This window comes from Streptomyces sp. NPDC005878, from assembly GCF_040629815.1.
Classification (GTDB): domain Bacteria; phylum Actinomycetota; class Actinomycetes; order Streptomycetales; family Streptomycetaceae; genus Streptomyces.
Map to the genome: position 1 here is coordinate 65,292 of NZ_JBEXWK010000007.1, position 23,309 is coordinate 88,600.

At 73.8% G+C, this 23,309-nt stretch carries 26 protein-coding genes; 21 read left to right on the forward strand and 5 right to left on the reverse strand.

Annotation, left to right across the window (positions count from 1 at the left end):
• Positions 1 to 35: 35 nt before the first annotated feature.
• The 4 genes from ABZ404_RS13940 to ABZ404_RS13955 all read left to right on the forward strand — a co-directional run bounded on the left by ABZ404_RS13940 (position 36) and on the right by ABZ404_RS13955 (position 3,910).
• Positions 36 to 1,292 (forward strand): NYN domain-containing protein, encoded by a 1,257-nt coding sequence (locus tag ABZ404_RS13940; protein ID WP_358834513.1) that lies wholly within the window; start codon positions 36 to 38, stop codon positions 1,290 to 1,292.
• A 104-nt stretch (positions 1,293 to 1,396) separates the two neighbouring features.
• Complete coding sequence (locus tag ABZ404_RS13945; RefSeq protein WP_358834500.1) at positions 1,397 to 2,404, forward strand: ABC transporter ATP-binding protein; 1,008 nt, start codon at positions 1,397 to 1,399, stop codon at positions 2,402 to 2,404.
• A gap of 23 nt (positions 2,405 to 2,427) precedes the next feature.
• Positions 2,428 to 3,237: an ABC transporter permease gene (locus ABZ404_RS13950; protein WP_358834514.1), complete on the forward strand. Its 810-nt coding sequence runs from the start codon at positions 2,428 to 2,430 to the stop codon at positions 3,235 to 3,237.
• 34 nt (positions 3,238 to 3,271) lie between these two features.
• Positions 3,272 to 3,910, forward strand: a complete 639-nt coding sequence (locus ABZ404_RS13955; protein WP_358834501.1) for a DUF2567 domain-containing protein — start codon at positions 3,272 to 3,274, stop codon at positions 3,908 to 3,910.
• A gap of 958 nt (positions 3,911 to 4,868) precedes the next feature.
• Here the strand turns inward: ABZ404_RS13955 and ybaK are convergent.
• The 4 genes from ybaK to ABZ404_RS13975 form a co-directional block, all read right to left on the reverse strand.
• On the reverse strand, positions 4,869 to 5,363 hold the full coding sequence (gene ybaK, locus ABZ404_RS13960; protein WP_358834502.1) for a Cys-tRNA(Pro) deacylase: 495 nt from the start codon (positions 5,361 to 5,363) through the stop codon (positions 4,869 to 4,871).
• 16 nt (positions 5,364 to 5,379) lie between these two features.
• The gene (locus ABZ404_RS13965; RefSeq protein ID WP_358834503.1) at positions 5,380 to 6,144 is read right to left on the reverse strand and encodes an LON peptidase substrate-binding domain-containing protein; all 765 of its coding nucleotides are present in this window, start codon (positions 6,142 to 6,144) and stop codon (positions 5,380 to 5,382) included.
• A 5-nt stretch (positions 6,145 to 6,149) separates the two neighbouring features.
• On the reverse strand, positions 6,150 to 7,310 hold the full coding sequence (locus ABZ404_RS13970; RefSeq protein WP_358990412.1) for a hypothetical protein: 1,161 nt from the start codon (positions 7,308 to 7,310) through the stop codon (positions 6,150 to 6,152).
• Positions 7,311 to 7,406: 96 nt separating this feature from the next.
• Positions 7,407 to 8,948 (reverse strand): oxidoreductase, encoded by a 1,542-nt coding sequence (locus ABZ404_RS13975; protein WP_358834515.1) that lies wholly within the window; start codon positions 8,946 to 8,948, stop codon positions 7,407 to 7,409.
• Between the two features lie 230 nt (positions 8,949 to 9,178).
• Here ABZ404_RS13975 and hisD point away from each other — a divergent pair, with 230 nt between their 5' ends.
• Genes hisD through hisF form a run of 8 tightly spaced genes read left to right on the forward strand, consistent with a single transcriptional unit; the run spans position 9,179 to position 14,952 of the window.
• On the forward strand, positions 9,179 to 10,510 hold the full coding sequence (gene hisD / locus ABZ404_RS13980) for a histidinol dehydrogenase (protein WP_358834505.1): 1,332 nt from the start codon (positions 9,179 to 9,181) through the stop codon (positions 10,508 to 10,510).
• Positions 10,489 to 11,622 carry a histidinol-phosphate transaminase gene (locus tag ABZ404_RS13985; RefSeq protein WP_358834506.1) on the forward strand — a complete coding sequence of 378 codons (1,134 nt, stop codon included), beginning with the start codon at positions 10,489 to 10,491 and terminating at the stop codon, positions 11,620 to 11,622. The genes hisD and ABZ404_RS13985 overlap by 22 nt, the downstream gene beginning before the upstream one ends.
• Positions 11,619 to 12,212 carry an imidazoleglycerol-phosphate dehydratase HisB gene (hisB, locus tag ABZ404_RS13990; protein WP_358834507.1) on the forward strand — a complete coding sequence of 198 codons (594 nt, stop codon included), beginning with the start codon at positions 11,619 to 11,621 and terminating at the stop codon, positions 12,210 to 12,212. The genes ABZ404_RS13985 and hisB overlap by 4 nt, the downstream gene beginning before the upstream one ends.
• On the forward strand, positions 12,209 to 12,373 hold the full coding sequence (locus ABZ404_RS13995) for a hypothetical protein (protein WP_358834508.1): 165 nt from the start codon (positions 12,209 to 12,211) through the stop codon (positions 12,371 to 12,373). The genes hisB and ABZ404_RS13995 overlap by 4 nt, the downstream gene beginning before the upstream one ends.
• On the forward strand, positions 12,370 to 13,020 hold the full coding sequence (hisH, locus tag ABZ404_RS14000) for an imidazole glycerol phosphate synthase subunit HisH (RefSeq protein WP_358834509.1): 651 nt from the start codon (positions 12,370 to 12,372) through the stop codon (positions 13,018 to 13,020). Before ABZ404_RS13995 ends, hisH begins: the two co-directional genes overlap by 4 nt.
• Positions 13,020 to 13,784, forward strand: a complete 765-nt coding sequence (gene priA, locus ABZ404_RS14005; RefSeq protein ID WP_358834510.1) for a bifunctional 1-(5-phosphoribosyl)-5-((5-phosphoribosylamino)methylideneamino)imidazole-4-carboxamide isomerase/phosphoribosylanthranilate isomerase PriA — start codon at positions 13,020 to 13,022, stop codon at positions 13,782 to 13,784. The genes hisH and priA overlap by 1 nt, the downstream gene beginning before the upstream one ends.
• Positions 13,781 to 14,200: a RidA family protein gene (locus ABZ404_RS14010; protein ID WP_358834511.1), complete on the forward strand. Its 420-nt coding sequence runs from the start codon at positions 13,781 to 13,783 to the stop codon at positions 14,198 to 14,200. Before priA ends, ABZ404_RS14010 begins: the two co-directional genes overlap by 4 nt.
• A complete protein-coding gene (hisF, locus tag ABZ404_RS14015) occupies positions 14,197 to 14,952 on the forward strand; it encodes an imidazole glycerol phosphate synthase subunit HisF (protein WP_358834512.1) in 756 nt (251 codons plus the stop codon). Before ABZ404_RS14010 ends, hisF begins: the two co-directional genes overlap by 4 nt.
• Before the next feature lie 631 nt (positions 14,953 to 15,583).
• Here hisF and ABZ404_RS14020 read toward each other — a convergent pair.
• Positions 15,584 to 16,216 (reverse strand): TIGR03085 family metal-binding protein, encoded by a 633-nt coding sequence (locus ABZ404_RS14020; RefSeq protein WP_358836571.1) that lies wholly within the window; start codon positions 16,214 to 16,216, stop codon positions 15,584 to 15,586.
• Positions 16,217 to 16,299: 83 nt separating this feature from the next.
• Here ABZ404_RS14020 and hisI point away from each other — a divergent pair, with 83 nt between their 5' ends.
• The 9 genes from hisI (at position 16,300) to trpA (ending at position 23,238) form a co-directional block, all read left to right on the forward strand.
• The gene (gene hisI / locus ABZ404_RS14025) at positions 16,300 to 16,656 is read left to right on the forward strand and encodes a phosphoribosyl-AMP cyclohydrolase (RefSeq protein ID WP_358836572.1); all 357 of its coding nucleotides are present in this window, start codon (positions 16,300 to 16,302) and stop codon (positions 16,654 to 16,656) included.
• 9 nt (positions 16,657 to 16,665) lie between these two features.
• On the forward strand, positions 16,666 to 18,165 hold the full coding sequence (locus ABZ404_RS14030) for an anthranilate synthase component I (RefSeq protein WP_358836573.1): 1,500 nt from the start codon (positions 16,666 to 16,668) through the stop codon (positions 18,163 to 18,165).
• Positions 18,166 to 18,243: 78 nt separating this feature from the next.
• Entirely contained in the window at positions 18,244 to 18,900 is a 657-nt protein-coding gene (locus tag ABZ404_RS14035; RefSeq protein WP_358836579.1) for a TIGR02234 family membrane protein, read from the forward strand.
• A 131-nt stretch (positions 18,901 to 19,031) separates the two neighbouring features.
• On the forward strand, positions 19,032 to 19,304 hold the full coding sequence (locus ABZ404_RS14040; protein ID WP_358836574.1) for an HGxxPAAW family protein: 273 nt from the start codon (positions 19,032 to 19,034) through the stop codon (positions 19,302 to 19,304).
• 177 nt (positions 19,305 to 19,481) lie between these two features.
• Complete coding sequence (locus ABZ404_RS14045) at positions 19,482 to 19,862, forward strand: DUF2752 domain-containing protein (RefSeq protein ID WP_358836580.1); 381 nt, start codon at positions 19,482 to 19,484, stop codon at positions 19,860 to 19,862.
• Between the two features lie 148 nt (positions 19,863 to 20,010).
• Positions 20,011 to 20,820: an indole-3-glycerol phosphate synthase TrpC gene (gene trpC / locus ABZ404_RS14050; protein ID WP_358836575.1), complete on the forward strand. Its 810-nt coding sequence runs from the start codon at positions 20,011 to 20,013 to the stop codon at positions 20,818 to 20,820.
• A 7-nt stretch (positions 20,821 to 20,827) separates the two neighbouring features.
• On the forward strand, positions 20,828 to 20,986 hold the full coding sequence (locus ABZ404_RS14055; protein ID WP_358990415.1) for a hypothetical protein: 159 nt from the start codon (positions 20,828 to 20,830) through the stop codon (positions 20,984 to 20,986).
• 150 nt (positions 20,987 to 21,136) lie between these two features.
• Entirely contained in the window at positions 21,137 to 22,426 is a 1,290-nt protein-coding gene (trpB, locus tag ABZ404_RS14060; protein WP_358836576.1) for a tryptophan synthase subunit beta, read from the forward strand.
• Positions 22,423 to 23,238, forward strand: a complete 816-nt coding sequence (gene trpA, locus ABZ404_RS14065; RefSeq protein ID WP_358836577.1) for a tryptophan synthase subunit alpha — start codon at positions 22,423 to 22,425, stop codon at positions 23,236 to 23,238. Before trpB ends, trpA begins: the two co-directional genes overlap by 4 nt.
• The last annotated feature ends 71 nt before the right edge of the window (positions 23,239 to 23,309 follow it).

Here is a 23,309-nt window from a genome sequence, read left to right on the forward strand (position 1 = left end):
TTTGATTTTCAAGGTTCTGAAAGAGGGTGGAACGCGTGGACCGCTGCGTCGTCCTTGTGGATGCGGGTTACTTGCTGGGCGCGGCCGCGAGCCTTCTGGCCGGAGAGCCTGCCCGTTCACGGATCACCGTCGACCACGCCGCCCTGATCCAGGCGCTGCGCGAGCGGGCGGAGGCCGACACCGAGCAGCCGCTGCTGCGGATCTACTGGTTCGACGGCGCCCCCGACCGGGTGCCCCAGCCCGAACACCGCAGGCTGCGGGTGATGTCCCGGGTGACGGTCCGCCTGGGGGCGCTGACCCGCAGCGACGGGCGGTGGGCCCAGAAGGGCGTCGACGCCGCGATGCACGCCGAACTCACCGAGTTGGCCAGAAACCGCGCTTGTTCCGATGTGGTTCTGGTGACCGGGGACGGCGATCTGCTGCCGGGGCTCATGTCGGCCAAGGAGCACGGGGTCGCCGTGCACCTGTGGGCCGTCCAGGCCGCCGACGGCGACTACAACCAGTCCGAGGACCTGGTGGCCGAGGCCGACGAGCGACGGGTCCTCGACCGGAAGTGGATCACCCAGGCGGTCCGGGTGAAGGAACTCAGCACCATGTACGCCCCGGCCGCCGCCCCCCGCCCGGAGATCGCCGCCATCCTCTCCGCGCCGCTGCCCGAGTCGGCGCTCGCCGCCTCCGCCGAGCGGGCCGCCGAGGCCGCCCAGGCCGCGGCCGTACGCAACGGGACCGCCCAGCCGCCCGCGGCCGTCGGCAACGGCACCGCGGTCGCCCCCGCGCCCGGCACCGCGGTCAAGGGCGTGCCCACCCCCAAGGACCTGGCGGCCCTGCGCGCGCCCGGCACCCAGGCCCCCGCGCCGCACACCGCGCACGCGACCCTGCGCTGGTCCTCCGACAAAGGGTGGGTGGAGCGCCCCGGAGCCACGCTCGGCGAGTCCCCGGAGACCGCCTCACTGCCCACCCTCGCCCAGCTGACCAGCGCCGAGCAGCGCTGGGCGGACCGCGAGGAGGACATCACCACCGTCGGCGGCGACCCGTACGAGGTGGGGCAGGTCTTCGCGCGCCGCTGGATGGAGCGGCTGCCGGAGACCACCCACGTACAGAAGCTGTCCACGATGTACCCGCGCATCCCGCACCGCATCGACGGCGAACTGCTGCGGTACGCGGCCCGGTTCGGGCTGCTCGCCCACAAGGACGACCAGATCGACGAGCACGACCGGTACGCGATCCGGGCCGGGTTCTGGCGGGAGATCGACGTCAGGGCGGCGGCCGAGCGGACCCCGGTCGGGGACTGAGGCGGCTTTGGGGCGGCTCCGTGCCCGCGCGGTCGTTCGGTGAACGGAACCAAACGGGGGTCCGGGGACAGCGCGGCCCGGCCGACCCCGTAGGCTCGTTGTCCGTGAGTACCGGCACAGCAGCGGCGCGGGCCGGCACCGTTTGCACGGTGCGGGGCCTCACCAAGACGTACCCCGCCGCGCGCGGACGGCGCGGCTCGGCCGGTACGCCCGAGATCAGGGCCACCGACGGGATCGACCTCGACGTGGGACGCGGCGAGATCTTCGGTCTGCTCGGGCCCAACGGCGCGGGCAAGTCGACCCTCGTGCGCCAGCTCACCGGGCTGATGCGGCCGGACTCCGGCAGCGTCGACGTCCTCGGGCACGACCTGGTGCGCCACCCCGAGCGGGCCGCCCGCCTGATCGGCTACCTCGGCCAGGAGTCCACCGCCCTGGACGAGCTCACCGTGGCGCTCGCCGCCGAGACCACCGGACGGCTGCGCGGCCTCCCCGCCCGGGCCGCGCGCGCCGAGCGCGACGCCGTACTGGAGGAGCTCGGGCTGACCGCGCTCGCCGGGCGGCCCCTGAAGAAGCTCTCCGGCGGACAACGGCGGCTCGCCTGCTTCGCCGCCGCGCTCGTCGGCGACCGGCCCGTCCTGGTCCTGGACGAGCCGACCACCGGCATGGACCCGGTGGCCCGGCGGGCCGTCTGGGCCGCGGTGGACCGCCGCCGGGCCGAGCGCGGCGCGACCGTACTGCTCGTCACCCACAACGTCATCGAGGCCGAGACGGTCCTCGACCGCGTCGCCGTCCTCGACCGCGGCAAGGTCATCGCCTGTGACACCCCGGCCGGGCTGAAGGAACGGGTCGCCTCCGAGGTCCGGGTCGAGCTGGTGTGGCGCGAGCGGGCGCCCGTCGAACTGCCCGAGGTCGCGGCGCTGCGGGCGGACGCCCAGGAGTCCGGGCGGCGCTGGGTGCTGCGGCTCGGCCCCGACGCCGCGCGCGCCGCCGTCGCGGCGGTCACCGGCGGCCCGGCGTTCGCCGCCCTCGACGACTTCACCCTGGCCACGCCGAGCCTGGAAGACGTCTACCTCGCCCTCGGCGGCCGCACGGAAGGTCTGGTGAAGGCGTGAGCGCGATTCCCCTGGAGGTTTCCGTGGAGGCTCCCGCGGAGGCGGTCGCCGTCCCGGCGCGGCCGGCCGTGGCCGCCGCGCCCCTCGCGCCCCGCGCGCGGCCGCTGCCCGCCCTCGCGGCCGTCTACCGGGCCCAGCTCTCCCGGGCGAAGGTGGCCCGCATCCCGCTGCTCTTCGTGGCGACCTTCCAGTCGATCGGGATCATGGTCCTGATGCGGGGGGTCGTGGACGGCGGGAGCGAGGCGCGCGCCGTGGTCGCCGGGTCGAGCGTCCTGGTGGTGGCCTTCGTCGCGCTCAACCTGCTCGCGCAGTACTTCGGGCACCTGCGGGCGGGCGGCGGCCTCGACCACTACGCGACGCTGCCGGTGCCGCCCGCCTCGGTGGTGCTGGGCACGGCCGCCGCGTACGCCTCGTTCACCGTGCCGGGGACGCTGGTCACCGCGGTCACCGGCTGCGTCCTGTTCGGGCTCCCGGTGGCGCACCTGTGGGTGCTCGCCGCGGTGATCCCGCTGGCGGGCGCCGCGCTCGCCGGGCTCGGCGCGGCCCTCGGACTGCTGGCGCCGCGCCAGGAACTGGCCACCCTGCTGGGCCAGTTGGGCATGTCGGCGGCGCTGCTGCTCGGCGTCCTGCCCGCCGACCGGCTGCCCGGACCGATCGCGTACGCCCGTGACCTGCTGCCGTCCACGTACGGGGTGGAGGCCTTCGCGCACAGCTTCGGCGCCCACCCCGACTGGGCCGTCATCGGACTCGACCTCGCGGTCTGCGCGGGCGTCGGCGTGGTGTCGCTGCTCGTCGCGACCTGGGCGTACCGGCGGGCGGCGGTCTCCCGGTGAGGCGCCGCACAGGAGCGCCTGGCACGATGGCGGGGTGACCGCACCTCTGACTCCGCCTCACCAGCCGCCGCCGGACGACGACGCCTGGCAGGACTCCGTACACCCCCGTTCCGGCCCGGGCGCCGAGGGCCCCGGGGCCCCGGCGAGCGAGGAGGGCACCGCGATGAGGACGGAGCTGCGGGACGCCGTGGTCGCGGCGGTCGCGGTGACGGTCATGGGCGTGCTGCTCGGGCTGCTGTGGGTCTGGCTGGCGCCCCGGGTGCCGCTCGTCTCCGACGACAAGGCGGTGTTCCTGAAGGACACCGAGGGCGAGGAGGCGATCGGGGCGGACGGAACGTTCATCCTGCTCGCGCTCGGATTCGGGGTGCTCTGCGCGGCCCTCGCTTTCCTGCTGCGCAAGCGCGGCGGCATCCCGCTGGTGGTGGGGCTCGCGGCCGGTGCGCTGCTGGGGTCCTGGGTGGCGATGGAGCTGGGGGAGTGGCTGGGGCCCACGGACGACGTGGTCGCCGCGGCGCGGGCGGCGGGGAAGGGGGTCGTCTTCGACGCGCCGCTTCGGCTGAACGCGAAGGGGGCGTTGTTGGCGTGGCCGTTGGCGGTGATGGGGGCGCATTTGGCTCTTACGGCGCTGTTCGCTCCGCGGGATCCGGAAGTGTGGCCGGCGCCGGAGCTTTGAGCCCCTCCCCGCCCCTTCCCCAAACCCTCCGGGGGTGGGCGGGCGTCCCGGAGCCTGCACCCCCGCCCCGCGCGCCGGGCTCCGCCCCGGCCCCCCTGGCGGGGGCTGCGCCCCCTGCACCCCTGGTACGTCTGCGACCCGGTGGCGGGCTGCTCGCGCAGTTCCCCGCGCCCCTCAAGAGGCCGGTGTTCGTCGGACGGTCGGGATGGGCTGGTCGCGCAGTTCCCCGCGCCCCTTAAGAGGCCGGTGTTCGTCTGACGGTCGGGGTGGGCTGGTCGCGCAGTTCCCCGCGCCCCTTAAGAGGCCGGTGTTCGTCGGACGGTCGGGGTGGGCTGGGTCGCGCAGTTCCTCGCGCCCCTTAAGAGGCCGGTGTTCGTCTGGCGGTCGGGGTGGGTTGCTCGCGCAGTTCCCCGCGCCCCTGGAAGCGGGTGGCTGAGCTGGGTTCTCCGGCTGCGGCGGACTACCCAGGGGCGCGGGGAACTGCGCGACCAGCCCCCACCGGCCCGCAGACGGATTCAGGCCCTTGAGGGGCGCGGGGAACTGCGCGAGTAAGCCACCACCGGGCCGCACACGACTCCCGGCCCATCAGGGGCGCGGGGAACTGCGCGACCGGCCCCCACCGGGCCGCGGACGTAATCAGGCCTTTGAGGGGCGCGGGGAACTGCGCGAGTAAGCCAGCACCGGCCCGCACACGACTCCCGGCCCATCAGGGGCGCGGGGAACCCCGCGAGCGAGCCCCACCGGACCGCAGGCGTACCCCCGGGCCGGCAGCCCGCCGCCGGCCGCACGCGGCCCCCGGCCGGCAAGGGAGCGCCCCCGGGCAAACCTATGCCGGGCGGCGTCCATGGTTTGAGCGGCCCTTGCGTACGCGCCACTTCCGCTTGCGGGTTCGTTTCGACATGGGGGCAACCTGCTCGCCCCGCGGGGAAGTGTCCAGGGGGATTACCGGACATCCCCGTCAGGGACGCCCCACCGGCGCCAGCACCGCCCCCGTCAGGGACACCAGGTCCTCGGGGGACAGTTCGACCTCCAGGCCGCGTCTGCCCGCCGAGACGCAGATCGTGGCGTGCGCCGACGCCGACGCGTCCACGACCGTGCGCAGCCGGCGGCGCTGGCCGAGCGGTGAGATGCCGCCCCGGACGTAGCCCGTCGTGCGCTCCGCCGCCACCGGGTCCGCCATCGCCGCCCGCTTGCCCCCGACCGCCGCCGCCAGCGCCTTGAGGTCGAGCGAGCCCGCCACCGGGACCACGGCGACCGTCAGCTCGCCGTCGACGTCCGCGACCAGCGTCTTGAAGACGCGGTCGGGGGAGACGCCCAGCGCCCGCGCGGCCTCCTCCCCGTACGACGCGGAGGACGGGTCGTGCTCGTACGCGTGCACGGTGAACGCCACGCCCGAGGCCGTCAGCGCCACCGTCGCGGGGGTGCCGCCCCCGGCCGCCTTCTTCTTCGCCACCGAAGCGTTCCCCGGGTCAGTTGGGGCTCGTGGGCGAGCGGGTCAGGTCCACCGCCGGGAGCGAGGGGAGATGGCGGATCACCGCGGTCTCCGCGCGCAGCAGCGTCAGCTCCTCCCGCAGCCGCGTCGCCGTGTCCGGCGCCTGGAGCAGCCGCTGCTTCGCCGGGACGTCGAGCACCGCGGCCGCCGCCACCAGGTAGGACACCACCGAGGGCTCGTCGGGCAGCTCGGCCGAGCCGGTCACCGAGCGCTCCCGGGCCCCGGCCAGCCGCTTCTGGTACGCCCGGAACGCCCGCAGCACCCCCTCCGCCAGCGCCCCCGCCTCCTCGCCCGGCTCCTCGGGCAGCTCCTCCACCTCGGCCGTCAGATAGGGGCCGCTCGCGTCGACCGAGAGGAGCTTGACCCGGGTCGTGCCCGTGGCCAGGACCTCGAAGCTGCCGTCCGCGCGCTCCCGGATCGTCGCCGCGTCCGCGATACAGCCCACCTGGTGGAACGCCTGGATCGGGTCGGGGCCGAAGCCGGCCGCCGGGCCCTTCTCCGGGACGGACGTCTGGTCGGGCAGTCCGGGACCGGTCGGCGCGACCTCCCGGCCGTCGCGGATCGCGACCACGGCGAACCGGCGCGGTTCGTCGCCGTCGGGGTCGGCGCCGGAGTCCGGGCCGGACTTCAGCAGATCGCGCATCATGGCGCGATAGCGCTCCTCGAACACGTTCAGCGGCAGGACGAGGCCGGGGAACAGGACCGAGTTGAGCGGGAAGAGGGGGAGGCGAGCGGTGGTCACAACGCTCAAGCGTAATGGTCGCCGGACCGGCTGCGTCCGGGCTTGCCCAGGGCGCCCGCGCCCGGGACCCCGGCGGCCCGGCCGGGCACGGGTGCGGGCGGCCGCCCCAGAGCGCCCAGGGGCGCGACCCGGATGCCCGCGGGATTCCGTTCGCGCCCCGGCTTTCGCGCGGCCACCTGCCGGCGCACCTCGTCGCGCAGCTCGGTGAACCGGCCCAGCGGATCGTCGTCGAGCCGCGCCCAGGGGAACGCCGTGGCATAGGGCCCGATCCGGCCGAACTGCTCCAGGGCCTCCTCCCACCGCTCCCGTACGACCAGGACGTACGCCAGCAGGTTGCGCACCTCGGCGGGCCACGGGTCGCCCGGCTCGTACGCCGAGGAGAGCGCGATGGCGAGGTCCGCCGCCGCGTCGATCCGGTCGGCGAACAGCTCCGGCGGGCTCTGGCGGCCGGTCGGCGCCCCGGTGGTCCCGGCGGCCAGGCAGGCGAACGCGGCCCGCACCGGCAGCGCCCGTACCAGCGAGCCGGGCAGCGCGTCCGCCGCGGCCTCCTCGGCGAAGCCGAAGCACTCCCGGTGCGAGCCGTACCACTGCGCCGAGAGGTACTGAAGGGCCGCGACATGGCAGCCGTAGTGGTGCGAGGAGCGCCCGACCGCCTCCGCCCACAGCGCCTCGAAGACGGTGTGCGGCGCGTGGGTGCCGCGCGCGTGGTCCAGCGCGATGCGCCACGGCACCGGGTCCGCGGGCTCGGCCGAGGCCGCCGCGTCGATCAGCGGGGCGATCTCGCGCAGCAGCTCCGCGCGGGCCGGCGAGCCCCACGCCCGTACGATCGCCAGCTCCGCCTTGACCAGCAGCGCGTCCGGGTCCCTGGGCGCGGCGGCCAGCCAGGCGGCGAGCCAGTCCGGGCGGCTCACCGCGAAGGCCGCCAGGCGCATGGTGTAGCGGTCGCGGTTCTCCCACTCGGCGGCTTCCCGGGTGGTGGCCAGCAGCTCGGCCGCGCCCGCGAACTCGCCCGCGGCGGCGGCCACCAGCGCGGGGCCGAGCCGCCCGTCGGGCGCGTCGAGGAGCAGATCCTCGTCGGCCGGGAGACCGGGGGAGGGCTGCGGGGTGTGCCTGCCCGCACGGGCGGCGCGGAGCAGGGCGCGTACGAATGACATGGTGCGAACCATTCAAAACCGCAGGTCGGAGCTTTGCCAGAGGTGTGCGGTGAAGAGTGTGTGGCGGCCGTGACGGTTGTACGGGGACGGGTCAAGGACCGGCAAATTTCAGCCACGCCGCAGCAGGCGCGAGGCTCCCGCCGCCACGGTCGTGGCCAGGATCCAGCCGAGCACGATGAGCACCGCCGAGACCCACTGCCAGCTGCCGTGCAGCTTCCAGTAGCCGTCCTGCCCCAGATTGATCACCGGGACGAGCAGATCGAGGGCGTACAGCGAGGCGTTCCAGTCCGGGTGCTCGTCCGGCTTGATGGGCTGCGGGTCGTAGTGCGAGAACGCCAGCGCGCCCATCGCCCACAGCACCGCCATCCACAGCGCCGCCCGGCCCGGCCGGTAACCGTAGGCGACGGTGATGTCCTGGAGCACGCCCCACGCCTTGCCCGCCAGCGGCAGGGTCTCGCGGCGCCGGCGCTGCTTGGCGAGCAGCACCTCGCGCGCGTCCGCGTCCTCGCCGCTGCCGCGCAGCACGGTGGCGAGCCGCTCGTACGGCTCCGGCGCGTACTCCGGAGTCGCCGCCGCCACCCACTCCAGCCGTCTGGTCAGCGGGAACTGTCCACGCGGGATCAGGTTGTCGTAGCTGAAGCCGCCCATCGCGAGGCCGCCGGGCCCCGGCCAGCTCGTCGACATGTCGACCAGGTTGACCACCCGGGCGCCCGAGAGCACCACCCGCCCCCGCTCCGGCCGCTCGCCCAGGAAGCGCAGCTCCGGCGTCTGCACCCGGCGCAGCGACACCTCCTGGTAGTCGCGCATCACGAAGCGCGCGCTCTGGAAGTCCACGGCGTCCCCGAACCGGCCGTCGTCCAGCCGCAGCCCGCCCTCGCAGACGAACGGCTGGACGCGGGTGCCCCGGGCCGGGGTGCCCTGGTAGGTCGTCCCGTACGGCGGCGTGGTGGTCTCGGTGGCGCCGGGTGTGACGGCCGCCGCCGTCATGTAGAGCGTGCGCTCCACGGTCAGCTGGGGGGCGTTCAGCGCGCGCCGCCCGTCGGGGTTCACCAGCCGGCTGCCGCGCAGGCTCAGCGTCACGCCCACGTTCGCCGCCCGCAGGCTCACCTCCCCGTAACTCTCGATCAGCTCGGCCTGGAGGTCCTGGGCGACCGAGAGGCCGTCCGCCGCGATCGAGCGGCCCTTGCGGTCGGCGCGGATCACGGCCTCGTTGAGCAGCAGGTCGGTCCCGATGTGGGCGTCGGTCAGCCGGATGCCGCGGGCGATGCGGCAGCGGGGCAGATGCAGGTCGCCCTCGGTCTGCAGGCGGGCCGCCTCGATCCGCGGGATCGCGCAGTTCACCATCCGCACGGTGGTGACCCGGCACTCCGGCATCAGCACCTCGCCCTCGAACCGGCAGTTGGTCAGCTCCACGTACGGGGTGACCGTGCCGCCCGACAGGTTGAGCGTCCCGGTGATCTGCACCCCGTTCAGCTTCAGCGCCGCGACCCGGCCGGGCAGCGCCGGCGGTCCGCTGAGCAGCAGCAGCGCCACCGCCCGGGCCTTCACATAGCGCTCCGGCCCCCAGACGCGCCCGGAGAACGGGTCGTCCCGCACCCGGTTGCGGCTGCTCAGGTCGTAGGTGCTGCCGTTGCGGAAGGCCTCCCACATCCCGAGCTCCACCGGACTGAACCAGTCCGGCGCCACAGCGACATCCGGCGCCTCGCTCACAGCCGTCCCCCTGTCCCCTGCTCACCCCGCGCGGTCGTGTGCGGGCTGTACACGCGTGTGTAACGGAGTGAACGCTAGTGGTCACGGCCGGCTCCCGGGGCAGGCGGGATATGTATCAGCCAGTGATACGGGCGTCCGGTGGCGGGATGTGGTCTGAGAGAATTGGTTCCGTGATCTCCCGAATCGATCTGCGCGGCAACGCCCTCCCCGAGGGTGGCGCCCTGCGCGACCTGCTGCCCCGTGCCGAGTTCGACGTGGAAGCCGCCCTGGAGAAGGTGCGGCCCATCTGCGAGGACGTGCATCATCGCGGCACGGCGGCGCTGATCGAGTACGCGGAGAAGTTCGACGGTGTGGTCCTGGAGCGGATCCGGGTGCCCGCCGAGGCGCTCACCGAGGCCCTGGAGCAGCTCGACCCGCAGGTCAGGGCGGCTCTTGAGGAGTCCATCCGGCGCGCCAGGATCGTGCACCGAGCCCAGCGCCGCACCGAGCACACCACCCAGGTCGTCCCCGGCGGCACGGTCACCGAGAAGTGGGTGCCGGTCGAGCGCGTCGGCCTGTACGCGCCCGGCGGCCGGTCGGTGTACCCGTCCTCCGTGGTCATGAACGTGGTCCCGGCGCAGGAGGCGGGCGTGGCGTCCATCGCGCTGGCCTCCCCGCCGCAGAAGGACTTCGGCGGACTGCCCCACCCGACGATCCTCGCCGCCTGCGCCCTCCTCGGCGTGGACGAGGTGTACGCGGCGGGCGGCGCCCAGGCCGTCGCGATGTTCGCGTACGGGACGACCGGGCCCGACGCGTGTGCGCCCGCGAACATGGTGACCGGCCCCGGCAACATCTGGGTCGCCGCCGCCAAGCGCTACTTCACCGGCCGCATCGGCATCGACACCGAGGCCGGGCCGACCGAGATCGCCGTCCTCGCGGACGAGACCGCCGACCCGGCGCACGTCGCCGCCGACCTGATCAGCCAGGCCGAGCACGACCCGATGGCCGCCGCCGTCCTGGTCACCGACTCCGTGGCCCTGGCCGAGGCGGTCGAGCGCGAACTGGAGACGCAGATCGCGGCCACCAAGCACGTCGAGGACCGGATCAGGCCCGCCCTGGCCGGCAAGCAGTCCGCGATCGTCCTGGTCGACGGTCTGGAGGAGGGTCTGAAGGTGGTCGACGCCTACGGCGCCGAGCACCTGGAGATCCAGACCGCCGACGCCGCCGCCGTGGCCGGCCGGGTCCGCAACGCGGGCGCGGTCTTCGTCGGCCCCTGGGCGCCGGTCTCCCTCGGCGACTACTGCGCGGGCTCCAACCACGTCCTGCCCACCGGCGGCTGCGCCTGCCACTCCTCGGGCCTGTCGGTGCAGTCCTTCCTCAAGGGCATCCACATCGTCGACTACACCCGCGACGCCCTGGCCGAGGTCGCCCACCACGTGGTCACCCTCGCCGAGGCCGAGGACCTGCCCGCGCACGGCGCCGCACTCAAGGCGAGGTTCGCATGGAAGGTGCCGGGCCAGTGACCGACCGTCTCACCCTGGACGACCTGCCCGTACGCGAGGAGCTGCGCGGCAAGTCCCCCTACGGCGCGCCCCAGCTGGACGTGCCGGTCCAGCTCAACACCAACGAGAACCCCTACCCGCTGCCCGAGCCGCTCGTCGCGCGGATCGCGGAGCGGGTCGCCGAGGCGGCGCGCGGCCTCAACCGCTACCCCGACCGGGACGCGGTCGAGCTGCGCACCGCACTCGCCCGCTACCTCACGCGGACCGCCGGGCACCCGGTCGCCACCGAGAACGTCTGGGCGGCCAACGGCTCCAACGAGGTCATCCAGCAACTGCTCCAGACCTTCGGCGGCCCCGGCCGCACCGCCATCGGCTTCGAGCCCTCGTACTCGATGCACGGCCTCATCGCGCGCGGCACCGGCACCGGCTGGATCTCCGGGCCGCGCGACGAGGACTTCACCATCGACGTGGCGGCGGCGCGCGAGGCGATCGCCGAGCACCGGCCGGACGTCGTCTTCATCACCTCGCCCAACAACCCCACCGGCACGGCCGTCGAGGCCGAAACGGTTCTGGCCCTCCACGAGGCCGCGCAGGCCGCCAAGCCGTCGCTGGTGGTCGTCGACGAGGCGTACGTCGAGTTCAGCCACCGCGCCTCGCTGCTGCCGCTCATCGAGGGCCGCCCCCATCTGGTCGTCTCGCGGACCATGTCCAAGGCGTTCGGCGCGGCCGGGCTGCGGCTCGGCTACCTCGCCGCCCACCCGGCGGTGGTCGACGCCGTCCAGCTGGTCCGCCTGCCGTACCACCTCTCCGCCGTCACCCAGGCGACCGCGCTCGCGGCCCTGGAGCACACCGACACACTGCTCGGCTACGTCGAGCAGCTCAAGGGGGAGCGGGACCGGCTGGTCACCGAGCTGCGCGCGGCGGGATACGAGGTGACCGAATCGGACGCCAACTTCGTCCAGTTCGGCCGCTTCGAGGACTCCCACGCCGCCTGGCGGCGGATCCTCGACCACGGCGTCCTGGTCCGTGACAACGGGGTACCCGGGTGGCTGCGCGTCACCGCCGGCACCCCCGCCGAGAACGACGCGTTCCTGGACGCGGTCCGTCAACTCAAGAAGGAGCAGAGCGCATGAGCCGCGTCGGCCGTGTCGAACGCACCACCAAGGAGACGTCCGTCCTCGTCGAGATCGACCTCGACGGAACCGGAAAGGTCGATGTGTCGACCGGGGTCGGCTTCTACGACCACATGCTCGACCAGCTCGGCCGCCACGGCCTCTTCGACCTCACGGTCAAGACCGACGGCGACTTGCACATCGACTCGCACCACACCATCGAGGACACCGCCCTCGCGCTCGGCGCCGCCTTCAGGCAGGCGCTCGGCGACAAGGTCGGCATCTACCGCTTCGGCAACTGCACGGTCCCCCTCGACGAGTCCCTCGCCCAGGTCACCGTGGACCTCTCCGGCCGCCCGTACCTGGTGCACACCGAGCCGGAGAACATGGCGCCGATGATCGGCGAGTACGACACCACGATGACCCGGCACATCCTGGAGTCCTTCGTGGCGCAGGCGCAGATCGCCCTGCACGTCCACGTCCCGTACGGACGCAACGCGCACCACATCGTGGAGTGCCAGTTCAAGGCGCTGGCGCGGGCGCTGCGTTACGCATCCGAGCACGACCCGCGTGCCGCGGGCATCCTTCCTTCGACCAAGGGCGCGCTGTGAACGGCCTCAACTCCATCCTGATCGTCCTCGGGCTCTTCCTCGCGGGCGGCGTCTACTCCTTCGTCAAGCAGGACATGTCCAAGAGCCTGATCACGCTGCTCGCGATCAGCTCGGCGCTCTGCCTCGCCGCGGGCGTCCTGCGCCTGGAGGTGTGGAATTGAGCACGGCCACTCCTCGTAAAAAGGTCGTCGTCTTCGACTACGGCTTCGGCAACGTGCGCTCCGCCGAGCGCGCCCTCGCCCACGTCGGCGCGGACGTCGAGATCACCCGCGACTACGACAAGGCCATGAACGCCGACGGGCTGCTCGTCCCGGGCGTCGGGGCCTTCTCGGCCTGTATGCGGGGGCTGCGCGAGGCGCGCGGCGACTGGCTGGTGGGCCGGCGCCTGTCGGGCGGGCGGCCCGTCATGGGCATCTGCGTCGGCATGCAGATCCTCTTCTCCCAGGGCATCGAGCACGGCGTGGAGACCGAGGGCCTGGACGAGTGGCCCGGCACGGTCGAGCCGCTCAGGGCGCCGATCGTCCCGCACATGGGCTGGAACACGGTCAAGGCGCCCGAGGACAGCGAGCTGTTCGCGGGCCTGGACGCCGACGCCCGGTTCTACTTCGTGCACTCCTACGCGGTGCACGACTGGAGCCTGGAGGTCACCAACCCCAAGATCCGCGCGCCCAGGGTCACCTGGGCCACCCACGGCGAGCCGTTCGTGGCCGCGGTGGAGAACGGCGCGCTGTGGGCCACCCAGTTCCACCCCGAGAAGTCCGGCGACGCCGGCGCGCAGCTGCTGACCAACTGGATCGGAACCCTGTGATGTCCGCGAAGCCCCCCGTGAAGCCCTCCCCGAAGCCCTCCGCGAAGCTCGAACTGCTCCCCGCCGTCGACGTCCGCGACGGCCAGGCCGTCCGCCTCGTGCACGGCGAGTCCGGCTCGGAGACCTCCTACGGCTCCCCGCTCCAGGCGGCGCTCGCCTGGCAGGCCTCGGGCGCCGAGTGGCTGCACCTGGTCGACCTCGACGCGGCCTTCGGCACCGGCGACAACCGGGCGCTGATCGCCGAGGTCGCGGGCGCGATGGACATCAAGGTGGAGCTGTCCGGCGGCATCCGCGACGACGCCTCCCTGGAGGCCGCGCTCGCCACCGGCTGCCGCCGCGTCAACCTGGGCACCGCCGCCCTGGAGACCCCCGAGTGGGTCGCCAAGGTCATCGCCGAGTACGGCGACCGGATCGCGGTCGGACTGGACGTACGGGGCACGACCCTGCGCGGCCGCGGCTGGACCCGCGACGGCGGCGACCTCTACGAGACGCTGGCCCGCCTCGACTCCGAGGGCTGCGCGCGGTACGTGGTGACCGACATCGCCAAGGACGGCACGCTCACCGGCCCCAACCTGGAGCTGCTGCGCGACGTCTGCGCGGCCACCGACAAGCCGGTGGTGGCCTCCGGCGGCGTCTCCTCCCTCGACGACCTGCGGGCGATCGCGGGGCTCGTGGGGCAGGGTGTGGAGGGCGCCATCGTGGGCAAGGCCCTGTACGCGAAGGCGTTCACCCTCGAAGAGGCCCTGGAGGCTGTGTCCCGATGAGCGACGTACGGCGTGTGCAGAGTGGCAGTCCCTGGGAGGACACGATCGGTTTCGCGCGCGCCGTCGCCGCGGGCGACCATGTGCACGTCTCGGGCACCACGCCGTTCCGGGGCACGGTGCTGTACGGCGAGGGCGACCCGTACGAGCAGGCCAAGGTGGCCTTCTCCAACGCCCTCGCCGCGCTCGCGGAGTTCGGACTCGGCGCCGGGTCCGTGGTCCGCACCCGGATGTACCTCACCCACGCGCGGGACATCGACGAGGCGTCCAGGGCCCACAAGGAGCTCTTCGGCGCGGTCCGTCCGGCGGCCACGCTGGTGATCGTGAGCGGTCTCATCGACCCGCGCATGCTGGTGGAAGTGGAAGTGGACGCCTATCGAGGCGCCCCCGAAGGAGCCCCAGAAGGAGCCCCCGAATGACCCTCGCGGTCCGCGTCATCCCCTGCCTGGACGTCGACGGCGGGCGGGTGGTGAAGGGCGTCAACTTCCAGAACCTGCGGGACGCCGGTGACCCGGTGGAGATGGCGAAGCTGTACGACGCCGAGGGCGCGGACGAGCTGACGTTCCTGGACATCACGGCGTCCTCCGGCCACCGCGAGACGACGTACGACGTGGTACGGCGCACCGCCGAACAGGTCTTCATCCCGCTGACCGTGGGCGGCGGCGTCCGCTCGGCGGAGGACGTCGACAAGCTGCTGCGGGCCGGGGCGGACAAGGTGGGCGTCAACACGGCGGCGATCGAGCGGCCCGAGCTGCTCCGCGAGATCGCGGAGCGCTTCGGGCGCCAGGTGCTCGTCCTGTCGGTGGACGCGCGCCGCACCCCCTCCGGCACCTTCGAGGTGACGACCCACGGCGGGCGCCGGGGGACGGGCATCGACGCGGTGGAGTGGGCGCACCGGGCCGCGGAGCTGGGGGCGGGGGAGATCCTGCTGAACTCGATGGACGCGGACGGGACGAAGGACGGGTACGACACGGCCATGATCTCGGCGGTGCGGCGCCATGTCACCGTGCCGGTGATCGCGTCCGGCGGGGCGGGGCGGCTGGGTGACTTCGCGCCGGCGGTGGGGGCGGGGGCGGATGCCGTGCTGGCGGCGTCGGTGTTCCACTTCGGGGAGTTGCGGATCGGGGATGTGAAGAGCGCTCTGCGCGAAGCGGGCCACCCGGTGCGCTAGCCCCTCCCCACCCCTTCCCCAAACCCTCCGGGGGCGGGCGCTTTCCCGAGGGCTACGCCCCCGGCCCCCCGTAGCGGGACCTGCGGCCCCGCACCCCGGGCTTCCCGAGGGCTGCGCCCCCGGACCCCCCTAGCGGGGCCTGCGGCCCCTGCACCCCGCTTCTTTCGTCCGCGGACCGTGCTGGGTTGCTCGCGCAGTTCCCCGCGCCCCTGACTACCTAGGGGCGCGGGGAACTGCGCGCTCAGCCACAGACAACGCGCAGACGACCACCGAGCCCTAAAGGGGCGCGAGGAACTGCGCGACCGGCCCACCGCCAACCCGCAGACGAACCTCCGGCCGATAAGGGGCGCGAGGAACTGCGCGACCAGCCAGAGGCAACCCGCAGCGGACCACCGAGCTCTGAAGGGGCGCGGGGAACTGTGCGACCGGCCCACCACCGGCCCGCAGTCGAAATCCGGCCCCGAAAGGGGCGCGGGGAACTGCGCGGCCAGCCACCCACGGCCCCGCAGTCGAAATCCGGGCCTTGAAGGGGCGCGGGGAACTGCGCGACCGGCCCACCACCGGGCCGCAGTCGAACCGCCCCGGCGCGTGGTCGGAGGCGAAACGGGGCTCGGGGGGACGTGGGACGCGGCTAGACCCCCAGCTTCGCCTCCAGGGCCCGCGCCGCCGCCGCCTTCTCCCCCTCGATCTCCACCCGCGCCGCCTCCTGGCGACCCGAGGCGAACAGGCACAGCTCGCCCGGCTCACCCGTCACCGTCACCACCGGCGTCCCCCGCCGCGCCACCGCCGTCTGGCCGTCGGGGCGTCGCAGGACCAGGCCCACGGGGGAGCGGCGGCCCATCAGGCGGGCCATCTTCTCCAGGCGGGACCAGAGCGCGTCCGCGAAGACCGGGTCGACCGGGCGCGGGGTCCAGTCGGGCTGGGCGCGGCGGACGTCCTCGCCGTGGACGTAGAACTCGATCGCGTTCGCCCCCTCGTCGACCTGCTTGAGGTTGTACGGGGAGTACTTCGACGGCCCCGTACGGAAGAGCCGCACCAGCTCCTCGTACGGCTTCGCGGCGAACTCCGCCTGCACCCGGTCCAGACGGGACTTCAGCGCGCCGAGGAGTATCCCGCCGGCCGCGTCGAGGCGGCGCTCGCGGACCACCAGATGGGCGGCGAGGTCGCGCGTCGTCCAGCCCTCGCAGAGGGTGGGGGCGTCGGGGCCCGCCGCCTCCAACAGGTCGGCGAGCAGAAGCCGTTCACGCTTGGCATGGGTCGACATGGGGGCCAGCGTACGGCCCGTACCGGCGTCCGCCCAGTGGACGCACCGCCGCCGGCGCCTTCGCGTCGCGGCACAATGGGGCCATGACCAGCACTCTCGACCCCGCCGTCGCCGCCCGCCTCAAGCGGACCGCCGATGGACTGGTCCCGGCCATCGCCCAGCAGTACGACACCGGCGAGGTGCTCATGCTCGGCTGGATGGACGACGAGGCCCTGCACCGCACTCTGACCACCGGCCGCTGCACCTACTGGTCGCGCAGCCGGAACGAGTACTGGGTGAAGGGGGACACTTCCGGTCATTTCCAGCACGTCAAATCCGTCGCGCTCGACTGCGACGGCGACACCCTGCTGGTCAAGGTCGATCAGGTCGGCGCCGCCTGCCACACCGGTGACCGGACATGCTTCGACGCCGACGTCCTGCTGCCCGCCCCCGCTCAGTAGGGTCGCGCCATGGATCTCGAAACCTTCCGCAAGCTCGCGGTGGACCGCCGCGTCATCCCGGTCAGCCGCCGCCTCCTCGCGGACGGCGACACCCCCGTCGGGCTCTACCGCAAGCTCGCCGCCGAGCGCCCCGGCACCTTCCTCCTGGAGTCCGCCGAGAACGGCCGCTCCTGGTCGCGCTACTCCTTCGTCGGCGTGCGCTCCGCCGCGACGCTCACCGCCCGCGACGGCCAGGCCCACTGGATCGGCACCCCGCCCGTCGGCGTCCCCGCGTCGGGCGACCCGTTGGAGGCCCTGCGGGCGACCGTCGAGGCGCTGCACACCCCGCGCGACCTGGTCGCCGGGATGCCGCCGTTCGCCGGCGGCATGGTCGGCTACCTCGGCTACGACATCGTGCGCCGGCTGGAGAAGATCGGCGAGCACGGCCGCGACGACCTGCGGCTGCCCGAGCTGACCATGCTGCTCACCGCCGACCTGGCGGTCCTCGACCACTGGGCCGGCTCGGTGCTGCTGATCGCCAACGCGATCAACCACAACGACCTGGACACCGGCGTCGACGAGGCCTACGCGGACGCCGTGGCCCGCCTCGACGCCATGGAGGCGGACCTGGCGAAGCCCGTCGAGTCCGCGCCCACCGTCCTGCCGCCCTCCGAGCTGCCCGAGTACACCGCCCTGTGGGGCGGCCCGGCGTACCAGCACGCCGTGGAGGACATCAAGGAGCGCATCCGCGCGGGCGAGGCCTTCCAGGTCGTGCCCTCGCAGCGGTTCGAGACGCCCTGCACCGCGAGCGCGCTCGACGTCTACCGGGTGCTGCGGGCCACCAACCCGTCCCCGTACATGTACCTCTTCCGCTTCGAGGACTTCGACGTCGTCGGGTCGAGCCCCGAGGCCCTGGTCAAGGTCGAGGACGGGCGGGCCATGGTCCACCCGATCGCCGGGACCCGGCACCGCGGCGCCACCCCGCAGGAGGACAACGACCTCGCCGAGGAGCTGCTCGCCGACCCCAAGGAGCGGGCCGAGCACCTGATGCTGGTGGACCTGGGCCGCAACGACCTCGGCCGGGTCTGCGAGCCGGGCAGCGTCGAGGTCGTCGACTTCATGTCGGTCGAGCGCTACTCGCACGTCATGCACATCGTGTCGACGGTGACGGGCCGGGTCGCCCCGGGCCGTACCGCGTTCGACGTGCTCACCGCCTGTTTCCCGGCGGGGACGCTCTCCGGGGCGCCCAAGCCGCGCGCGATGCAGATCATCGAGGAGCTGGAGCCGAGCCGCCGCGGGCTCTACGGCGGCTGCGTCGGCTACCTCGACTTCGCCGGTGACTCCGACACCGCGATCGCCATCCGGACGGCCCTGCTCCGCGACGGCACGGCCTACGTCCAGGCCGGGGCGGGCGTGGTGGCCGACTCCGACCCGGTGTCGGAGGACAACGAGTGCCGCAACAAGGCGGCGGCGGTGCTGCGGGCCGTCCACACGGCGAACCGGCTCGGCGGGCGAAGCGCGCACTCCTGAGGGGCGGACCGGCCCCGCGCCGCGATTTCGCGCCATAACATGCCCCCGGCTGACAAGATCACCCCCGCGCAGGCGATAGTGGAGTACGTGAGTGCCGTACCCGTACCCCAGTCGCGTGCCGAATCCGCGTCGTCCGCCCGCGCCGGAGGCGGCGGCCGCCGTGCCCTCGCCGCCGCCCTGCTCTTCGGCGCGGCCGGGGCCGCCGTCGTCCTGCTCGCCTCCGGGCAGACCTGGGCCGAGGGCCACGCCGCGGTCGGGGGCGGCTCCGTGCCGCTGCGCGCCACCGGGCAGAACGTGACGGGTGTGCCCGCCGCCCTGGCCATCGTCGGACTCGCCGCGCTCGTCGCGGTGTTCGCCGTGCGCCGGGCCGGCCGGCTGCTGGTCTCCGCGCTGCTCGCGCTGAGCGGCGCCGGAGCCGCGCTCGCCGCGTTCCTCGGCGCCGACGACAGCACCGCACTGGACGAGAAGGCCGCCAGGACCAGCGGCGACGCCGCCGCGGTCATCGGCGGCCTCACCCACACCGCCTGGCCCTACGTCACCTTCGTGGGCGGTCTGCTGCTGCTGGTCGCCGGGCTGCTCGCGCTGCGCTTCGGCGCCGCCTGGCCCGCGATGGGCGGGCGCTACGAGCGCGACGGCAGCCCCCGGCCCCGCAAGCCCCGCCCGGCCCAGGACCCGGACCGGCCCGAGGAGCTGTGGAAGGCCCTGGACCGGGGCGAGGACCCGACCGGAGTGTGAACTCCCCCACGGGGGCGACCCCAGGCTCGGGGCACGCGCGCGCGTACGCGACAATGGTCGGTGAGCGGTCGCGGTCCCCGGACTGGGCGGCCGACTCCGCGACCCAGAGATTCACCAACGAGGAGCAACTCATGGCGGGCAGCAGCGGCGGCCACGGACACACCCCGGCCGCCTGGACCGGTGTCATCATCTCCTTCATCGGCTTCTGTGTGGCCTCGGTCTTCATCGTCGCCGCCAACCCGGTCGGCTTCTGGGCCGGTACGGCGCTCACCCTGCTCGGCGCGGTCGTCGGCGGCGTCATGAAGATGGCCGGCCTCGGTACGCCGAAGGAGTCCGCCGAGATGGCCGCGGCCCGCGAGGCGGCCGGCGCCAAGGCGCGCGCCCGTCTCGCCGAGGCCCGCTGAGCCACGCGGCACCCCGTCCACGGCATTCCACGAGAGGCGCGGCCCCCTGGGGCTGCGCCTCTCGCCGGATCCGGGGACAATCACCGCGTGGACGCCACCCCGACCCCGACCAGCCCGGTCCCCGGCACCCCGGCTCCCGGCACCCCGGCTCCCGGGGCCACCGCCGCGGCGCGCCGGCTGCTCGTGCCGCTGGGCACCCTCGCCGGGGTCGCCGCGGCCTTCGCGTACGTGGGCACGGTCGACCCGAACGAGCCCGGCCACTACCCCGTCTGCCCGCTGCTGCGGCTCACCGGGATCTACTGCCCCGGCTGCGGAGGGCTGCGCAGCGCCCACGCCTTCGTCACGGGCGACTTCGGCGCGGCCCTCGGCGCCAACGCCCTGGCCGTCGCCGGCTATGTCCTCTTCGCGGTCCTGTGGGCGGTCTGGGCCGTCCGCGCCGCGCGCGGGCTGCCCTTCCGTATCGCGCTCAAGGACGCCCACTGGTGGGGCGTCGGCGCGGTCCTGCTGGCCTTCTCGATTGTCCGGAATCTACCGTTCGGTTCTGTGCTCGCGCCGTGACATTCCGTATATCTCCCCACGTCCCGGCTGTCCGAGGAGTGGGACGGGCGTCAACCGGATGCGGGCCCTTCGCTCCGGTGCGGATACCATCGTCATGGCTGATCCTGGCCGATCGTCAACGTCACCGTCCTGGAAGGGGGCCGCTCGCGTGAGTGTGCTCGACGAGATCATCGAGGGCGTCCGCGCCGATCTGGCGGAGCGGCAGGCGCGGGTCGGCCTCGACGAGCTCAAGGAGCGCGCCGCCAAGGCGCCCCAGGCTCGGGACGGTGTGGCGGCCCTGCGCGGCGAAGGCGTCAAGGTCATCTGCGAGGTCAAGCGCTCCAGCCCCTCCAAGGGCGCGCTGGCGGCCATCGCTGACCCGGCGGGCCTCGCGGCCGACTACGAGGCGGGCGGCGCCGCCGTCATCTCCGTGCTCACCGAGGAGCGCCGCTTCGGCGGCTCGCTCGCCGACCTGGAGGCCGTTCGCGCCAAGGTCGACATCCCGGTCCTGCGCAAGGACTTCATCGTCACCGCGTACCAGCTGTGGGAGGCCCGGGCGTACGGGGCCGACATGGCGCTCCTGATCGTCTCCGCCCTGGAGCAGGACGCCCTGGTCTCGCTGATCGAGCGGGCCGAGTCCATCGGGCTCACCCCGCTGGTCGAGGTGCACGACGAGGACGAGGTCGAGCGGGCGGTCGACGCGGGCGCGAAGATCATCGGCGTCAACGCGCGCGACCTGAAGACCCTGAAGGTGGACCGCACCACCTTCGAGCGCGTCGCCCCGGAGATCCCCTCGCACATCGTCAAGATCGCCGAGTCGGGTGTGCGCGGCCCCCACGACCTGATCGCGTACGCCAACGCGGGCGCGGACGCCGTCCTGGTCGGCGAGTCCCTGGTCACCGGCAAGGACCCCCGGGCGGCCGTCGCCGACCTGGTGGCCGCCGGCGCCCACCCCGCCCTGCGGCACGGACGGAACTGACCCCGCGATGCCGATTGCCGCCCGTCTCGCCCCCGGCTGCCGCCCCCGCGGCTGCCGCGCCCCGGCGCGCCGGGTGCACGGGCGGCGCGTGCGCTACGTGATCGGTTCGGAGCCGGGCCAGGTCAACGGGATGCGATGGCGCGGCGGTGCCCTGAGCGCCGCCTGAGCCAGAGCGCCCCACGGGGCGCGGGGACTGCGCGACCAGCCGCATACGGCCTGCGGTCGCACACCCGGCTCACCACGTACGGCGCCTGGGCGAACCCGTGACCACACGTAACCCAGGACCGGGGCCGCACCGCCCCGGGGAGGTATCCCCATGTCCCAAGAGCACGAGTTCTTCCTCCCGGACCCGGAGGGTCGAGTCCCCACCGCCGAGGGCTACTTCGGCGCGTTCGGCGGCAAGTTCATCCCCGAGGCCCTCGTCGCCGCGGTCGACGAGGTCGCCGTGGAGTACGAGAAGGCCAAGGCCGACCCCGCCTTCGCCGCCGAACTCAACGACCTCATGGTCAACTACACCGGGCGCCCGAGCGCGCTGACCGAGGTGCCCCGGTTCGCCGAGCACGCGGGCGGCGCCCGGGTCTTCCTCAAGCGCGAGGACCTGAACCACACCGGCTCGCACAAGATCAACAACGTCCTCGGCCAGGCGCTGCTCACCAAGCGCATGGGCAAGACCCGCGTGATCGCCGAGACCGGCGCCGGCCAGCACGGCGTCGCCACCGCGACCGCCTGCGCCCTCTTCGGCCTCGAATGCACCATCTACATGGGCGAGGTCGACACCCAGCGCCAGGCGCTGAACGTCGCCCGGATGCGGATGCTCGGCGCCGAGGTCATCCCCGTGAAGTCCGGCAGCCGCACCCTGAAGGACGCCATCAACGAGGCGTTCCGCGACTGGGTCGCCAACGTGGACCGCACGCACTACCTCTTCGGCACCGTCGCGGGCCCGCACCCGTTCCCGGCGATGGTCCGCGACTTTCACCGGGTCATCGGCGTCGAGGCCCGCCGCCAGCTCCTGGAGCGCGCCGGAAGGCTCCCGGACGCGGCCGTCGCCTGCGTCGGCGGCGGCTCCAACGCCATCGGCCTCTTCCACGCCTTCATCCCCGACGCGGACGTCCGCCTGATCGGCTGCGAGCCCGCCGGGCACGGCATCGAGACCGGCGAGCACGCGGCGACCCTGACCGCGGGCGAGCCCGGCATCCTGCACGGCTCCCGCAGCTACGTCCTCCAGGACGACGAGGGCCAGATCACCGAGCCGTACTCGATCTCGGCCGGTCTGGACTACCCGGGCATCGGACCCGAGCACTCCTACCTCAAGGACATCGGCCGCGGCGAGTACCGCGCGGTGACCGACGAGGCCGCCATGCGGGCGCTGCGGCTGCTCTCGCGCACCGAGGGCATCATCCCGGCCATCGAGTCGGCGCACGCCCTCGCGGGCGCCCTGGAGATCGGCCGGGAGCTTGGCAAGGACGGCCTGCTCCTGGTCAACCTCTCCGGTCGCGGCGACAAGGACATGGACACCGCCGCCCGCTACTTCGGGCTGTACGGCACCGACGCCGAGGTGGCCGCCGACGCCGCGGGCCTCGCCGAGATCGAGGGAGACGCCAAGTGAGCGGGAACGTGACTCTGCTGGACGACACCCTCGCCCGCGCGAAGGCCGAGGACCGGGCCGCGCTCATCGCCTATCTGCCCGCCGGGTTCCCGACCGTCGACGGCGGCATCGAAGCGATCAAGGCCGTCTTCGAGGGCGGCGCCGACGTGGTCGAGGTCGGTCTGCCGCACAGCGACCCGGTCCTGGACGGGCCGGTCATCCAGACCGCCGACGACATCGCCCTCAAGGGCGGGGTGAAGATCGCCGACGTGCTGCGCACGGTCCGCGAGGCGCACGCCGCCACCGGCAAGCCGGTGCTGGTGATGACCTACTGGAACCCCGTCGACCGGTACGGCGTGGAGCGCTTCACCGCCGAGCTCGCCGAGGCCGGCGGCGCCGGCTGCATCCTGCCCGACCTGCCGGTCCAGGAGTCCGCGCTGTGGCGCGAGCACGCCGACAAGCACGGCCTCGGCACCGTCTTCGTGGTCGCGCCCAGCAGCAAGGACGAGCGGCTCGCGCAGATCACGGCCGCCGGCTCCGGCTTCGTGTACGCGGCGTCCCTGATGGGCGTCACCGGCACGCGCGCGTCGGTCGGCGCCCAGGCCGAGGACCTGGTGCGGCGCACCCGGGCCACCACCGAACTGCCGGTCTGCGTCGGCCTCGGCGTCTCCAACGCGGACCAGGCCCGGGAGGTCGCCGCCTTCTCCGACGGCGTGATCGTCGGCTCGGCGTTCGTGCAGCGGCTGCTCGACGCCCCGGACCACGCCACCGGGCTCGCCGCCGTGCGCGCCCTCGCGGGTGAACTCGCCGCGGGCGTCCGCCGTACGCCGTAAGGGTGCGGCCGTACGCGGCGACGCTCCGTAACCCTGCCAGGTTCGGACGGACCCGGAACGCGTTAGCTCGT

What these genes read in the sequence shown, in the direction of transcription:
- ABZ404_RS13975 (WP_358834515.1), bottom strand. Translation starts at nt 8,948, where the DNA reads ATGTGGGAGGCCTTCCGCAACGGCAGCACCTACGACCTGAGCAGCCGC.
- priA (WP_358834510.1), top strand. Translation starts at nt 13,020, where the DNA reads ATGTCCGCGAAGCCCCCCGTGAAGCCCTCCCCGAAGCCCTCCGCGAAG.
- ABZ404_RS14055 (WP_358990415.1), top strand. Translation starts at nt 20,828, where the DNA reads ATGCCGATTGCCGCCCGTCTCGCCCCCGGCTGCCGCCCCCGCGGCTGC.
- ABZ404_RS14040 (WP_358836574.1), top strand. Translation starts at nt 19,032, where the DNA reads ATGGCGGGCAGCAGCGGCGGCCACGGACACACCCCGGCCGCCTGGACC.
- hisF (WP_358834512.1), top strand. Translation starts at nt 14,197, where the DNA reads ATGACCCTCGCGGTCCGCGTCATCCCCTGCCTGGACGTCGACGGCGGG.
- ABZ404_RS13985 (WP_358834506.1), top strand. Translation starts at nt 10,489, where the DNA reads ATGGAAGGTGCCGGGCCAGTGACCGACCGTCTCACCCTGGACGACCTG.
- hisI (WP_358836572.1), top strand. Translation starts at nt 16,300, where the DNA reads ATGACCAGCACTCTCGACCCCGCCGTCGCCGCCCGCCTCAAGCGGACC.
- hisB (WP_358834507.1), top strand. Translation starts at nt 11,619, where the DNA reads ATGAGCCGCGTCGGCCGTGTCGAACGCACCACCAAGGAGACGTCCGTC.
- ABZ404_RS14030 (WP_358836573.1), top strand. Translation starts at nt 16,666, where the DNA reads ATGGATCTCGAAACCTTCCGCAAGCTCGCGGTGGACCGCCGCGTCATC.
- ABZ404_RS13970 (WP_358990412.1), bottom strand. Translation starts at nt 7,310, where the DNA reads ATGGTTCGCACCATGTCATTCGTACGCGCCCTGCTCCGCGCCGCCCGT.
- trpB (WP_358836576.1), top strand. Translation starts at nt 21,137, where the DNA reads ATGTCCCAAGAGCACGAGTTCTTCCTCCCGGACCCGGAGGGTCGAGTC.
- ABZ404_RS14020 (WP_358836571.1), bottom strand. Translation starts at nt 16,216, where the DNA reads ATGTCGACCCATGCCAAGCGTGAACGGCTTCTGCTCGCCGACCTGTTG.
- ABZ404_RS14010 (WP_358834511.1), top strand. Translation starts at nt 13,781, where the DNA reads ATGAGCGACGTACGGCGTGTGCAGAGTGGCAGTCCCTGGGAGGACACG.